The following is a 14295-nucleotide window of genomic DNA, read 5'->3' as shown; positions in this document are numbered from 1 at the left end:
AATAAATTATTCATGTATTCAAAGTCTGTCCCTCTTAACAATAATCCTTATTTTGCTAAAAAAATTGTATGTCATATCAAGATATTCTGGTAAATAAGTCAGGTCCTATCGTTCGGGTATCTCTCAATCGTCCTGATGTTCTCAATGCTTTAAGTCCCAATCTTATTAAAGAACTAAAAGCAGTCGCCCAGGAGGTGGCTCAGGATCAGGAAGCCCGGATCTTTATCCTTGCTGGAGAAGGAAGGGCCTGGTCAGCGGGAGTTGACCTAAAAGCCCTCAGAGCGGGAATTGAGCATGGTCAATTCACCCAGGCAACTGTGATGCAGGATGGCAAGGATTTTATCGATTGTCTGCAAAGTATGTCTCAGGTGTGTATAGCTGAAGTACATGGGTACTGTTTTACCGGAGCTCTTGAACTTATGATGGCCTTTGATATGGTGATAGCAGCTGAGGATACTAAAATCGGAGATACGCATGCAAAATGGGGAATCGCACCTAAATGGGGCATGACACAAAGATTGGCCCGACTGATTGGCAGACTCAAGGCTATGGAGCTTTCTTTTACCGCGAAACCCATATCCGGTACAGAAGCAGCTCGTATAGGTCTCATTAACCAGGCCGTTCCAGCGACAGAGTTGCGAAATACCGTTGATGCCCTTTGCGAATCAATCCTGGCAAATAGCGGACAAACCATCGCTCTTATGAAAGACCTCTATTATAAAGGATGGGAAAGTGATCTAAAGGAAGGACTTGAATATGAATGGACCAAAGAATCGAGCCTGACAGATAGCGCTGACAAACTCAAATCCTTCGAAAAACATAAATAGGAAAATAAAGCTTGTATAGTAGTTGACAAATGCTGGGGGAAATAAAGATTCTCTTTACACTGTCTAAATAATGATTCCTCTTTTAGCCTAATTTCAAATCATAAATCACACGCTTATTATGAACAGCTCTCGCAGAAAATTTATCAAAGCTTCCGCTCTGGGATTAGGAGCAAGCCTCGCTCCCTGGCAGGATTTCATGGCCAAAAGCTTTCTGCAAAATCAGGAACATGTCATGCGTCCCCTAAGGAATAATGTAGGAATATTTACAGATAGAGGAGGAACGATCGCCTGGTACCTGACCGACAATGGCATCGCTGTGGTAGACACTCAATTTCCGGCTTCTGCCAAAAAGCTGATCGGAGAATTGCGGAAGACTACGGATAGAAAGATAGACCTTCTGGTAAATACTCACCATCATGGGGATCACAGTGCGGGCAATTTCGCTTTCAAAGGCATGGTAGATACCATAGTAGCGCATGAGAATAGTAAAAAGAATCAGATGAGGGTAGCGGAAAACAGGAATCAAATGGATTCCCAGCTTTTCCCCAATACTACCTATACCGAAAGTTGGTCTGGCAAAGTCGGCGAAGAAACCATCAGCCTGAAATACTTTGGTTCTGCCCATACAGATGGAGATTCCGTCGTTCACTTTGAGAATGCAAATATCGCTCATTTGGGTGATCTGCTGTTCCGGAAAAGGCATCCATACGTCGACACCAGTTCGGGAGCAAGTATACAGGGTTGGATTGAAGTGATGGAAGGCATCATTAAACACTATAGCAAGGAAACCATTTTCGTTTGGGGACACGCCAATAATCCTGAAGACATTGTAGGAGATGCAACTGCTCTGGCAGAAAAAAGAGATTACCTGACGAAAGTCCTGGATTTTGTGAATAAAGAAATCGCTGCTGGAAAGTCCGTGGAAGAAGTGCTAAAAAACACAGAGATCCCCGGAACAGAAGGATATGACAGTAGAGGAATCGAGCGTCCACTACGCGCAGCTTATGAAGAATTGAGCAAATAAATCCTTCTGATAGTCAGGATGTTTTGGGCAGAAAAACTATTAAATAAAAAATACTAATATTCTACCCAAAGCTTACATCCAGAACCTAACGTATTGTATATCAAGCACTACGATTCTTCGTAATAGATCAAAAAAGGCCTGTTTTCCACAAAACGGGCCTTTTCATTTGCCCCGTTCATACAGATTTTTGCCCGCTAATACTGTATTTCCTACCTCTTAGCCTGAATGCATACTTATTTGCCTTATTCTTGCGTTTATTTGAATAACAAACAAAACGAACACAGTAAACTTTATTCTAAACTGTTATCATGGCATTCTTTAAAACCTCTTTCGTATTCTTGCTAGCACTGAGCCTCAGCTTTGGTTTGATCGCTTCAGACAAGCAACCTACAAGAAATGTAGTTGAAGGACCTGCTTTCTTTTATGGTGGTCTTTTCTCATTACTGGATTTTTCAGTTGAGAAGCACAACATCATGTTCAACAAGCAAGCCATGGTATTTTCCAATGCAGATCAGGACACACGCATCTACGGTTTGAATGAGGCGAATGAAGAAGTTGCTATGAACACTCGTGGAAATAGCATCAACAAAGTGGTTTATGAAAACCTCTACTTCAACATCGACCTGATCGTTCACATCCCACAGAGCAATGATCGCAGGGAGATCTCTTATGAATTTATCGTTTATCCCGGTGGTAATCCCGCTGACATCAGCCTGGATTATGCTTCCGGATATATCCGCCCAGGTGGAGAAGCATATTTACTAGACAATGAGACTGAGAGTCTTCGTCTTACTTCACCTAAAGGTATGCAAGTTATGGCAGGAACAGATGAACAAAAGGTAGCGGCAAAGTTCACTACTCAAGGGAATAAACTGCAGCTAGAAACCGATAACTACGAGCAGTCTGAGGTATTAACTCTTATCTGCAAGCAACTGTAAGAAATTTTATAGAATCAGGAATGCACCGATCCAGCACCTTGGTTCTCCCATGAAATTTAGCTGCAAAGGCCTTCATTGAGGCAAATAAGATCGCTTCGGCGGTCTTTTTTATGCATTATTTTTGATTTTTCAGGTGGACTTGTAGCTTTACAATCCACATTTTAATGCATAACTATGAAAAAGCAATTACTCCTAATTGCCAGTATTTTTATCTGGCATTTGACCCTTCCCGCACAAAGTATTTTTTCTTCCAACACCTTTGATGTCAGAGCTGGCGATACCGTCATTGCCATTAGCTTTTCTGATTCTGTAACTACGCCCGGGCCAGCTGGCGCTAATCAAAGCTGGGATTTTTCCTTTCTTCAGGAAGCTGGAAGGGATACTTCAGTCATTCAAATGGCAAGTAGCCTTCCACAATCCGGCTTTTTTCCGGGAGCAGATTTCGCCGGAGGAAATATTGTCCCAGCCGGTTCCAATTCCTCTCCAGGAGCCACTGCCAGTGCAAATTTCTTCTTTAGTGCAGGTACAAATGGAGAACTCCTTTACTGGGGAGCCAGTACAGAAATCAATGCCAATGGAAATATCATTATTCAAAATGCTCCCTATTCTGATCCGGAGGTGATTTTTTCCTATCCCATGATGTATCAAGACTCTGTAAGTGATGATTTCGCAGGTGCTTTTGATCCAGGCGGAGGAATTGTAGTCAATCGAACAGGCAGCAATTATCGGATCTACGATGGATACGGTACCCTGATCATGCCCAATGGAGCAACTTTCACAGATGTAATCAGGATCCGATTGGTCCAGACCTATAGCGATAGTTCTGCAAGTCCCGCCTTTCCTATCAATAATCAATATCAATCTGAAAATGTGTATTACATCGGAAGGGGTAAGAAGCTACCCTACCTCCAATATAATAGCCTGACTACAACGGTAGCTCCCAATCCTCCTATCACCAGCCATTTCCTTGTCGCTTACCCAAATAGTGGAGCTGTGGGGATAAAAGAGAAACTTCTGTCTGAAGATGAAATGCGCCTTTCTCCCAATCCCAATAGTGGACAAACAAAGCTAGAGATCAATAGCCGCGGTGGAGAAAGACTGCGTATTGAAATAATGGATATACAGGGGAAAGTGATCAAAACAGTTTTCGAAGGCTCAGCTCTTCCTTCTAGTAGTGAAATCAGCATGGATAATTCTGATCTAGTCGATGGCTTTTATCTGGTGAAAGTGGAATTGGGCGAAAAGCTAGGCTTGCTAAAAATGCAGGTACAGAATTAATGAAACACTGTAGAGACAGTTTATGAGTAAGGGCAGCTCATGAGCTGCCCTTACCAGAAATATATTGTAATATTAGTAGGGACAGCTTATAATCTGTCCCTACAACTATTTCGAGCCTTTTCTTCGCTTCACTTCTTTAGACAAAAGATCAGTCTCCCGACTGGCCTGACCCGCAACAGACGTATTTTCCTCCGCACGTCGAATCAAATAAGGCATAACCGCTTTGACCGGACCATAAGGGAGATATTTTGCAACATTGAAACCATTGTGGGCGAGGTTGAAAGAGATATTGTCCGACATTCCCAGCAATTGTGCGAACCAAATATGTGGATGATCCGGAGCATAGCCATTTTCAGCTAATAATTCAGCTAACAATAAACTGCTGGCCTCATTGTGAGTGCCTGCACAAATGGCTACATGGTCGAGATGGTTGACACAGAGCTTTAGTGCAGCATTATAATCTCTGTCTGTTGAGGCTTTATCCGCTTGAATAGGATTTTCATACCCCATTTCCTCTGCACGTTCAGCCTCTTTTTCCATATATGCCCCTCGCACCAATTTTACTCCCAGGATATAGCCTTTTTCCTCCGACCTTCTGATGAGCCCTCTTAGATAGGCCAGTCTATCATGGCGATACAATTGTACAGTCGTATAGACATAGCACTTTTCTTTATTATAACGCTCCATCATTTCCTCCGCCAACTCATCGATATACTCCTGTATCCAGCTATCCTCTGCATCTATAAAAATAGGCGTATCATGAAGCTTGGCTACAGCCGCCAATTCATCCATGCGTTCCTTTACCCGTGCTTTTGCTTTTACTTCTGCTTCACTCAGCTTTTCGCCTGCCTGAATCCGAGTCATCAAATCCATATCTGCCAATCCTGTCAACTTACAGGCAGCAAATACCACTTCCTGAATTCGGCCTCCATGTTTCACCGCTTCGATGATCTCATGCAGGGTCTTGTCAAAACCTTCTTCCGTTTTTTCTCCTTCCACCGAATAGTCCAAAATGGTCTTTACTCCAAACGTATCCAGGTAAGAAGAAACCTGTATCGTTTCTTCCAGGGTTTCCCCTCCCACAAAAATATCAAATAGGGTCCTTCTAACGATTCCTTTGATCGGCAAACCCAATTTGAATCCGAGCATCATGAGCTTGGGACCAACCTTGGTCAGGAAAGGATTGTCGATCATGCGAAAAAGACGATAGCTTCTTCTAAGCTCTTTATCCGACTTGGCCTTGAAAGCTAGTTCTGTATTATTGAAGTTGATGTTTATAGCTGCTTTCTCCATAGAGAGAGGAAAGTATTTTTATTTCTACTAGAAAAGGAACAAAGCAAATAAAGGGAATGTTCAGCTCAATTATTGCTCTTTCCAGACGAAAATCAATCTCGAAATCTAGGACAAATCCTGCAGAATAAAAATAAAAAAATGGAAGGAAAGTGTTCTGGTATTCTGGTGTTCTTGTGTTCTTCTTGCTTTATGGACTTATGGGAAGGCTTCATTTCTAGCTGGCAACAATTTGCTTTACTCGAAATTATACGATTTGCATTCAAGGGGATTGCTTCGCCGATAAGAGGAGATATTTTGAAGGTGTTGGAGTATTGGCGGTTGGAGTGGGAGTTTCAGCTCAGTTCCTTAAAACCACTAGCACCCATGAACACGAGAACACTTCTTTACTCTTCCAACTCCCTACTTTGCGTAGACTCAATCGCAATGCTCTTCAGATTTTCAGGAGGATTGAACATAATTGACTTGGGCTCGGCAGATATATAAAAATACTCAAGGGTTTTCTTGCCGGGCATATAATCTACCTCATTCGCATTTTCCTTGGTGATTTTCGTTTGATCCCAAAGCATGGTATCTGTTCCGACTGGAAGCTCTTTTACGATGCCCATATGGGAGCGGGCATAGTATTTATGTCGGTGAATGTAAATGTGATATTCCCCATCAATCTTAACGGAAGAAGGAATTTCCTCTACGCCATTTTCACTTGTCCAGAAAAAGCGGTCTCGCCTCCAACCGATATCCAGTTCGTTGGTCGTTTCCATAAAACCCGACTCAGGAATCACAAATTGCAGGACGCCATCTTTCTTTTCAAGGGGAGGTGTATCAGGAATATTATAATGGATCATCACCCAACCTTCATATCCTTTGGGGATATAATAGTCCCTATTGGGCCTTTTTTCCATTAGCCAGAGGATGACCAGAATCAGTAGTAAATTGAGGAATGCTACCAGTGTGATCTTCTCTAATTTCTTCAGTTTTCTCATCCGTTTCTCAAGGATTTCACTTCAATACCTGAGCCAGATCATCAATGATCTCATCCATGCTCATTTCCTGTAGAGGAATACGAGTCGCTCCATGCTGGCGTTCGATTTCGATCAGGTGATTTTTAAGAGACTGCATATCATTCTCTCTTCTGGCTTTATCCAGAAAGACGGGCAACTTCAAGGTACTTTCGCGATTCAGGGTCATACAGCGAACGAGAATCAGCCAAAGGAACTCATAATAGGATCTGTTTCCATCATCTCCCAAGTCCAGACTTTTATCCGGTTTTTGTGCGCTCAGACTAGACTCCAACCGGTCGATCAGAATTTCCGCTGCTATTCCTGACTTATCGAGGGAATTGAAAACATCCAGGTACACATCCAGATTGAAAGCTTCGATCTCAGGCATTTCTGCCAGGCGTTCATCTCTCAATTGTTCGTACTCTTCGATGATTTTTTCGACTTCTTCTCCCCCCAAACCGGATTTCTCCGCAAACTCAATACAGAGTTTGTATTCTTTTTCGTCTACGATGCCATCAACGATCATCATGTAGACCAGATTTCGAAGGGTGTAGAGACGTTCCTCTTTATCTATAGGGATGATCAATTGCAAATCTGGATAATTTCCGATCACAAAATCTATGTCTTCCTGATAAAGCCCCAAATTATACGCGACCTCCAGGAGCAGGTCATGCTCACTGTCTTCGATCTTTCCATCAGCCGCCGCCACCAAATAGAGGTTTTGGAAGATGGTTAAATGGTGGGTATGGACGTGGTGTTTTTCCACCTGGATATTTAGCAAGTCATCTAAATAGCTACGCTCTATATTCATTTTGTTGCAAAGCAATACGCATAAGGCGTATTCGCGTTCATCGATTTTCCCATCCGATAACATCAGAAGAACCAGCATTTGAAGATCCATCAGTCGATCCTCTTGCTTGGCAGGTATATTGACTTCCAGTCTTCCTGCCTTTTCAAGAATCCTCAGGGCTTCTTCAGCTCCCAATCCCATAGCATCAGCGAGACTCACGAGGAGATTGCGCTCTTCTTCATGAAGCCCTCCGTCTATAAAGGCTAACACGCATAGGTTTTGGAAGGTGTTCCTGTTCTTCTGATAAGCGTCCATGCCGCTGTCCTTTCTAGAAAATTTAACGGCAAAGGTAAAAAAAAATCCGACCTCTAAATAGGCCGGATTTTTTTTTGAAAGTCTTACTGCTTTTACAAGTTTCTTACATCTACGGTCCGACTTTGGCCATTTGCCGTGAGAGTAATCATATGGTCGCAGCTACCATCACCATAATCTATCATCAGATCAGGTTTTCCACTGCGCTTGATAAGGCGCGTTCCTTCTACTGCAATAAATACCCCTACTCTCTTACACTTTCTCTTATATATAAGGGTAGAAGTAATATCTCCTTCATAGGTATTTCCATTTCGACGCACACCTTCGATGTTTCCTTCACGCCAAAACTCATCTTGTAAAGGATTGGCACCTCTTACCCATTTCCCTTCACGGCTGAACTCACGTTCTGCAAAAGTTCCATCAGGCCAGGTGATTTTTCCTCCTACCAGACTGGTTTGGAAGCTTAGCGTATCGCGATAATTGGTCATGGTATTTGTAAGGGTTTTGGTCCCTTCGATATGCTTTCCGTCTACATGATAGTTGTTGAGCGCGATCTCAAGACTGGCTCCGGGATGATAAAGGCGACGGGTGTAGGTAATAATGATCTGACCACTTCTTACTCGACCATTGGGCCCTGTACATGAAGCCCCAAAATCTACGGTGATCATTTTATTGAGAGAGTCATGGGTAACTGTAGGGCAGCCGCTAGTATGAAGAATAGAACCATCGAGGCCTCCTCTCATTCTTCCAAAAGAACTGAGGTCCGTCATTTCCATGGCATCAATTCCCAGGCTTTCTACGTCCTCAAAATCAGCCTCCAGTACTGTTTCGTCATTGAGGAGTTCAGTTTCATCCTCTCCAATACTGATTATATCTTCATCCGGATTGCAAGCAGTAAAAAAAGCAAGTGCCAGAGCGATCAAAAAAAAGTTGCGAGCACTATTTAGCAAAGAATAATTGAGCGATTTCATAATTCGCGTGGATTTTATTGTTGTTGAAAATTACTGTGATTGTTTCGTTTCCGGATTCGATACACTGCTTAGATGCCGGGGGAGGGAAAAGGTTTAATCAAGCGAGAAAAAAAAATCAGAAGAGCCAAAAAGTGTCTGTTATATTTACTTCAAAAGATCGTAAAAACTGAGAACTCTCCTGCCTATATTTAGTCTATACCAAAACCACGATGAAAAACTTGCTCAGTATCATCCTGGCTTTCCTGCTGTATCCTTCGGTCCATGCCCAGTTTTTGACACCTCAAACTTATTCGGCCCTTTCTACTCGTTTACTCTATGTGGAGTTTATGGGGAATGGAGGGAATTATTCCCTCAATTACGAACAATTGATTGCGCTAAGCGATCATGCTGCTGCCAATACCCGATTTGGCGTCTCTGCTTTCCCTACGGGAGATCAACAAATGGAATTTGGAATCCCACTTACCGTTAGCGGTTTTTTCGGAGGAGGAAATTTATATGGGGAAATCGGAGCGGGAGTCAATGTCGAATTCAACAATCGCCTGATGGAATCAGGAGCAGAGATCACGCCTACAGGAATTTTGGGATTGCGTTTTCATCCTGACTATGATGGAGGAATTCTGCTACGACTTTCTTATACGCCATTCTGGAGAAATAATAGCCTGGATCATGCAATTGGCTTCAGCATAGGATTTGGATTGAAGAGTTAGGGTCTTTGGCCCTGATTTTGTCCTACTTTCGTAATTCAACAAATAATTCCTGAAGACAAAATGTAAGGAATTTCAATCTTTTTCATTTCGGGCTTTCGCCATTGGTAAAAAGTGAAGGAGAAAAGAAAATTCTAAAAATATCAGTTCAAAGCATGCAAAATGCGAGAAACAGCTGTCTTTGAGCTAAATCAGGAAGAAAATTGACTTACGCATGAGCAATTCAACTTCCTTCTGCTATGGAGCGCGCTTCGTAATGGATCAACCTTACAGAAGCAATAAATTTGGAGAAAGTGAAAAGGATTTGGAGCATAAAGCAAATAATTTTCGGACACATTCTTCAAGCAGACACTAGATTACTTACTGTTTTTAACCTGTTATAGCTCTTTGAGCTGAATTAGCATGAATCAACGCGGACTGATCATCCTTGCTCTCGCATTAGTTCCTTTCTCGCTCGGCCTTATTCTGATCAAGCCAAATCTTGCTGAACATGCAAGGACATCCCTCTTACCCATGATGGATAAGACTCCACTTCCCGACCTCTTGTCAGTGGAAGTTCAAAGCATTGCACAAAAAAGTGTAAAGCTGGAGGGCCATAATGAGCAATGGGACCAGGTATTCCGCAAATATCAGAAGACTCATGACTTCAACGGCAATGTCCTTATAGCCAATCAGGGCAAAATCGTTCATGTGGGTTCTTATGGATTCGCTAATCATCGGAACAAAGACAGTCTGCACCTTGGTTCAGTATTTCAGCTAGCTTCCGTTTCAAAAACTATTACAGCAGCAGCAGTTATGATGTTGTATGAAGAGAAGTTGCTGGACTTTGATACGCCCGTAAAGAAATTCTTTCCCCAGTGGCCCTATAAAGAGATGACCGTCCGCCATCTGCTAAATCATCGTTCCGGCTTGCAGCGATATGATGCTTTGAGCATCAATTACTGGGACCGCAACAAATTCATGAATTATGAAGATGTACTACAAATGTATGTAGATACCAAACCGGGTCTTTTCTTCGATCCCGGTTCCAAATTTGATTACAGCAATTCCAATTATGCGATCCTCGCCGCCCTGGTGAGTGATATTGCCCGCCAACCCTTTGAGGAATTTGTACAGGAGAGAATATTTGACAGATTGGGCATGCAGGATTCTTATTTCGCCAACCACCTCGAAAGACTCAAAAAAGAGAATCATACGGTCGGCTATAAATATATGCGTGGAAAGTACCGCAATGCAGGTGGAGACCACGTAGATGGAGTTATGGGAGACAAAGGATTACACGCTACAATCAGAGACCTGTATTTATTTGATCAGGCATTGTATGGCAATGCTTTGCTCAAGCAAACTACCCTCTCTGAAGCCTTTACTCCAGCCAGTCGCAAAGAGGGATACAACAATTATGGGTTCGGCTTTAGATTAAAATCCCATATTCTGGGACTGGCCTACCATTTTGGTTGGTGGAGAGGATATCGCACCTGCTTTATCCGGGACATCCAGGCTGAGCAAACCATCATTATCCTTTCCAATCACGATCACCCTGGCAAGATTATCAACTATTGGGAGATCTATAAAAAGATGAACAAACTCTCCGTTGAGAGCTAGGAAATGAAAGTCATCTTCTCAAAAGATTTTCCGCATTTTACTTTTATAGCTGTAAGCTTTTCCGTTACTTTGCATTACCACCTGAACGTATTGTAAAATTTTTACCCATCTCTACTCGCTGATACGTTTTTTCAATTGTGAAATTGGCATAAAGCCTGCACATCTATTCAATATTTGTGCACATCGGGGTTATTTTATTCAATAATTGGAATATATTCCTAACAAATAATTCACATTGAGTTTTGTTAGAAATATCGCGAAACCCACTTGGAGGAGTACCGTATTTAAAGTGATCTTTGGATATATCCTGTCGGAATAAGGAGATAGGAATAACCTGATCCACATCATCTTCTTCCAACCCAGATAACTGGCTTAGTGCCCAAATTAACGCCTTTTTAAGTCCTTGTCGGACTTAAGACAGGAGATTAATGCTCATTCGTGTAATATGATTAACTAGATGAGACCGCTTTTACGGAAATTTACATGACGAATTCAATTGATACTGCCATACTCAACCGATTTGACCTTGCGAGTCAGTACGAATGGTTAGAAACCAACGGACTGGGAGGGTACAGCTGCTCTAGCATTATCGGGACCCTCAACCGAAGATATCACGGCTTGTTAGTAGCCGCGTCCAATCCCCCGGTTGGGCGTCAAGTGATCCTTTCCAAGATGGATGAGACCATTCATGTTCCGGAAACGGCCAAGAGTTATGACCTCGGTTGTAATAAGTATCAGGGAGCTATTTTCCCAAATGGATATATTTTCCAAAAAAGCTTTTCTCGTGAACAATTTCCCACTTTTGTTTATCGCACCAATGGTATAGAAGTACAGAAAACCATTGCGGCTATTCATGGTGAGAATACCATCGTCATTTTGTATGAAGTCCTGAAAGCCAACCATGATTTCTGCATGGAACTTTTACCTCTTTCTGCTATTCGGGATCACCATCATCTCGCTAAAGCCAGAGAATTGCATGGATATGGAAGCAGTTTCATAAATGACACCTTTCACAGTAGCCTCAATCTGGAAAGCGAGGACCTTTATATAAAAGTTCCCGACGCTCACTTTAAAGAGCAGGGAGAGTGGTACTTCAATTTTGAATATAGTAAGGAGTTGGAAAGAGGCATGGAAGGACATGAAGATCTTTTCAGCCCAGGCAGGTTCTATGTGAATTTGCAGGCAGGAGCAAAATTGGGAATCATTGTTTCCACAGAAAATCCCACAGAGAAAGATGCCTGGAAACTTTTCGAAGGAGAAACAAAGAGAAGAAATCAACTTGCAAATAAGATACAGAGCAGCAATCCCTTTATTAAAGAATTGAGTCTGGCGGCAGATCAATTTGTCGTACAAAGAGGAAATGGCCGCAGATCGATCATCGCAGGATATCCCTGGTTTACGGATTGGGGCAGAGATACGATGATATCCATCCCGGGTATTTGCCTCGCAACAGGTAGATATGAAGATGCACGCAGGATGCTGGAAGTATATGCTGAGAACCTGAGTCAGGGAATGATCCCAAATCGTTTTCCGGATGATGGAGAGAAGCCTGTTTACAATACCATAGATGCAAGTTTGTGGTTCTTTGTAGCGGCTCATAAATACCTCAAAGCGACTAAAGATATAAACTCTGCAAAGGAAACCCTTTTGCCTGCCATGAAAGAGATTTTGGATTGGCATCAGAAAGGAACCCGCTTTAATATAAAAATGGAGGAAGATGGATTATTGAGGGGAGGAGAAACAGGATATGCCTTGACCTGGATGGATGCTAAAGTAGGAGACTGGACACCTACTCCCCGCTATGGAAAGGCCGTTGAAATCAATGCCCTTTGGTACAATGCCTGGGAAATTTACAGGAGTACCTTGCGCATGCTGGGCAAAAGGGAGGAAATGAATCAGGTAAGTGCGAAAGCGAAATGGATTCGCAAACAGTTCGTCCAGAATTTTTGGAATGAAGAAACCGGCGCACTCTATGATTTCATCGATGGAGATCATAAAGATGCAAGCATACGTCCCAATCAGGTCTTTGCTATTAGTCTACCATATACTTGTCTGAGTCCTTCAAAAGCTGCTTCCGTACTGAATAAGGTCGAGCAGGAATTATTGACCCCGGTTGGATTGAGAAGCCTGAGCCATAAAGACCATGATTACAGAGGCCGCTATGCAGGTAATTTGGTGAATCGGGATGCCGCTTATCATCAAGGCACCGTATGGTCCTGGCTGATGGGTCCTTATATGGATGCAAGTATTCGCGTCAAAGGCAGTTTAGGGAAAGAACAATCCCGTCAATTGATCTCCTATTTAGAAGAGCATTATCGCTCAGAGGGTGCTATCGGAAGTATTTCAGAGATATTTGATGGCGATGCCAATCACAATGCCCGCGGCTGCTTTGCCCAGGCATGGAGCATAGCGGAGATCCTTCGCGTCAGTCATGAACACCAACTGTATGCTCCGACTATCTTTCAGGGACGAAAGAAGACCGGTCGAAGGACAAAGAAAACAGAATTAGTTCACGCATAATATAAAAACTCCGGCCTATTGAGCCGGAGTTTCTTTTTTCATCCAGATGTTGAAGTCTATATGATCTTGTCAACGATCCCGTATTTCAGGGCTTCTTTGGCATCCATATACCATTCTTTCTGTCGTTTTTTGAAAGGCTTAAGATCTTTAGGTTTAATCTTGGTCTTCTCAAAAAGAATATCTTCGCAGATTTTCTCCAATCTTTCAGCCTCTTTAATATTATTTCGCAGACTCTCGATTTTTCCCCCTGAAAAGGAAGATATCTGGTGATACATGATAGTTGCGTTTTTATTGATAAAACGCTTGTGGCCAGAAGCCAGAATAAAAAGTCCCATACTCATCGCACTTCCGAGGGCGGTAATATGTACCGGAGTTCGGGAAGTGTCTATTGCATTGATCAGGGCAAGGCCATCGTAAACTATCCCTCCATAAGTATTGAGGACCAGTTGGATCGGCTTACGCTTAAACTTTTTATAGTCTTTATACTTCGCATTATCGCTGCGATTTACATCAAAAATTAATTTTACGACATCATTAACGGCTTTCTGGTCGATTTGCTGACTAAGGATGATGGTTCTTTCTCTGGGAATTTTAGACATGTGTTAAATTAAATCAGTTGCTTATTTACGGATTTGAGAGATGATCTTCTAGTGTCACAGCTTTTGGCTCAGAAGCCAAGATTACTGGAACTATCCTGTTTTTCCAGGATGTGGATCGTATAATAAATACCATTCTCCGTTGCAGAAGGAATGATATATTTGATTCCTTCGATCTGATCTTTGGGCACGATCTCATAGAGTTTTTCTGTCAACTCTACTTTGCCCTGAGCATAGGTCTCTTTGTCAATAAAGAGCGAAATGATCCTATCTTTCTTTTTCATATTGTTAAAATGAGAATTTCCCACAAGAGCGGCAAACAAAAGCTTCGGCAAATATGCGTTTCTCGTCAATATAATCAGCTTACGCATGAATTTTGCTCACTCAGCGGGAAGAAAAAAAAATACAGACTATTTTTATTAATTAGTCCATTCTAATCGTT

General features: G+C 42.3%; 13 protein-coding genes. 7 read left to right on the top strand and 6 right to left on the bottom strand.

Annotation, left to right across the window (positions count from 1 at the left end; genetic code table 11):
• The first annotated feature begins 68 nt into the window (after positions 1-68).
• The 4 genes from R8P61_32150 (at position 69) to R8P61_32135 (ending at position 4067) form a co-directional block, all read left to right on the top strand.
• A complete protein-coding gene (locus tag R8P61_32150) occupies positions 69-827 on the top strand; it encodes an enoyl-CoA hydratase/isomerase family protein (protein MDW3651779.1) in 759 nt (252 codons plus the stop codon).
• A gap of 118 nt (positions 828-945) precedes the next feature.
• On the top strand, positions 946-1851 hold the full coding sequence (locus tag R8P61_32145; GenBank protein ID MDW3651778.1) for an MBL fold metallo-hydrolase: 906 nt from the start codon (positions 946-948) through the stop codon (positions 1849-1851).
• A 308-nt stretch (positions 1852-2159) separates the two neighbouring features.
• The gene (locus R8P61_32140) at positions 2160-2789 is read left to right on the top strand and encodes a hypothetical protein (protein ID MDW3651777.1); all 630 of its coding nucleotides are present in this window, start codon (positions 2160-2162) and stop codon (positions 2787-2789) included.
• A gap of 174 nt (positions 2790-2963) precedes the next feature.
• Positions 2964-4067 (top strand): T9SS type A sorting domain-containing protein, encoded by a 1104-nt coding sequence (locus tag R8P61_32135; GenBank protein ID MDW3651776.1) that lies wholly within the window; start codon positions 2964-2966, stop codon positions 4065-4067.
• A gap of 105 nt (positions 4068-4172) precedes the next feature.
• Here the strand turns inward: R8P61_32135 and R8P61_32130 are convergent, their stop codons facing one another.
• From R8P61_32130 to R8P61_32115, 4 genes are all read right to left on the bottom strand, one after another.
• Positions 4173-5360, bottom strand: a complete 1188-nt coding sequence (locus R8P61_32130) for a proline dehydrogenase family protein (protein MDW3651775.1) — start codon at positions 5358-5360, stop codon at positions 4173-4175.
• Between the two features lie 383 nt (positions 5361-5743).
• Complete coding sequence (locus R8P61_32125) at positions 5744-6340, bottom strand: hypothetical protein (protein ID MDW3651774.1); 597 nt, start codon at positions 6338-6340, stop codon at positions 5744-5746.
• A 16-nt stretch (positions 6341-6356) separates the two neighbouring features.
• Complete coding sequence (locus R8P61_32120; protein MDW3651773.1) at positions 6357-7463, bottom strand: hypothetical protein; 1107 nt, start codon at positions 7461-7463, stop codon at positions 6357-6359.
• A gap of 92 nt (positions 7464-7555) precedes the next feature.
• On the bottom strand, positions 7556-8431 hold the full coding sequence (locus R8P61_32115) for a hypothetical protein (protein ID MDW3651772.1): 876 nt from the start codon (positions 8429-8431) through the stop codon (positions 7556-7558).
• Positions 8432-8640: 209 nt separating this feature from the next.
• Here R8P61_32115 and R8P61_32110 point away from each other — a divergent pair, with 209 nt between their 5' ends.
• From R8P61_32110 to R8P61_32100, 3 genes are all read left to right on the top strand, one after another.
• Entirely contained in the window at positions 8641-9138 is a 498-nt protein-coding gene (locus R8P61_32110; GenBank protein ID MDW3651771.1) for a hypothetical protein, read from the top strand.
• Positions 9139-9537: 399 nt separating this feature from the next.
• Complete coding sequence (locus R8P61_32105; protein MDW3651770.1) at positions 9538-10737, top strand: serine hydrolase domain-containing protein; 1200 nt, start codon at positions 9538-9540, stop codon at positions 10735-10737.
• 483 nt (positions 10738-11220) lie between these two features.
• Positions 11221-13257, top strand: coding sequence for an amylo-alpha-1,6-glucosidase (locus R8P61_32100; protein MDW3651769.1), 2037 nt, complete (start codon positions 11221-11223; stop codon positions 13255-13257).
• Positions 13258-13313: 56 nt separating this feature from the next.
• On the opposite strand, the gene R8P61_32095 is transcribed toward R8P61_32100, so the two are convergent.
• Positions 13314-13856, bottom strand: a complete 543-nt coding sequence (locus tag R8P61_32095; GenBank protein ID MDW3651768.1) for an ATP-dependent Clp protease proteolytic subunit — start codon at positions 13854-13856, stop codon at positions 13314-13316.
• Between the two features lie 68 nt (positions 13857-13924).
• Complete coding sequence (locus tag R8P61_32090) at positions 13925-14137, bottom strand: hypothetical protein (protein ID MDW3651767.1); 213 nt, start codon at positions 14135-14137, stop codon at positions 13925-13927.
• Positions 14138-14295: the final 158 nt, after the last annotated feature.

It is taken from the genome of Bacteroidia bacterium, assembly GCA_033391075.1.
Classification (GTDB): Bacteria; Bacteroidota; Bacteroidia; order J057; family J057; genus JAWPMV01.
The sequence above is the reverse complement of the archived record's forward strand: the minus strand, read 5'-3'. Positions and strand labels throughout refer to the sequence as shown.

What these genes read in the sequence shown, in the direction of transcription:
- R8P61_32150 (MDW3651779.1), top strand. Translation starts at nt 69, where the DNA reads ATGTCATATCAAGATATTCTGGTAAATAAGTCAGGTCCTATCGTTCGG.
- R8P61_32145 (MDW3651778.1), top strand. Translation starts at nt 946, where the DNA reads ATGAACAGCTCTCGCAGAAAATTTATCAAAGCTTCCGCTCTGGGATTA.
- R8P61_32140 (MDW3651777.1), top strand. Translation starts at nt 2,160, where the DNA reads ATGGCATTCTTTAAAACCTCTTTCGTATTCTTGCTAGCACTGAGCCTC.
- R8P61_32135 (MDW3651776.1), top strand. Translation starts at nt 2,964, where the DNA reads ATGAAAAAGCAATTACTCCTAATTGCCAGTATTTTTATCTGGCATTTG.
- R8P61_32130 (MDW3651775.1), bottom strand. Translation starts at nt 5,360, where the DNA reads ATGGAGAAAGCAGCTATAAACATCAACTTCAATAATACAGAACTAGCT.
- R8P61_32125 (MDW3651774.1), bottom strand. Translation starts at nt 6,340, where the DNA reads ATGAGAAAACTGAAGAAATTAGAGAAGATCACACTGGTAGCATTCCTC.
- R8P61_32120 (MDW3651773.1), bottom strand. Translation starts at nt 7,463, where the DNA reads ATGGACGCTTATCAGAAGAACAGGAACACCTTCCAAAACCTATGCGTG.
- R8P61_32115 (MDW3651772.1), bottom strand. Translation starts at nt 8,431, where the DNA reads ATGAAATCGCTCAATTATTCTTTGCTAAATAGTGCTCGCAACTTTTTT.
- R8P61_32110 (MDW3651771.1), top strand. Translation starts at nt 8,641, where the DNA reads ATGAAAAACTTGCTCAGTATCATCCTGGCTTTCCTGCTGTATCCTTCG.
- R8P61_32105 (MDW3651770.1), top strand. Translation starts at nt 9,538, where the DNA reads ATGAATCAACGCGGACTGATCATCCTTGCTCTCGCATTAGTTCCTTTC.
- R8P61_32100 (MDW3651769.1), top strand. Translation starts at nt 11,221, where the DNA reads ATGACGAATTCAATTGATACTGCCATACTCAACCGATTTGACCTTGCG.
- R8P61_32095 (MDW3651768.1), bottom strand. Translation starts at nt 13,856, where the DNA reads ATGTCTAAAATTCCCAGAGAAAGAACCATCATCCTTAGTCAGCAAATC.
- R8P61_32090 (MDW3651767.1), bottom strand. Translation starts at nt 14,137, where the DNA reads ATGAAAAAGAAAGATAGGATCATTTCGCTCTTTATTGACAAAGAGACC.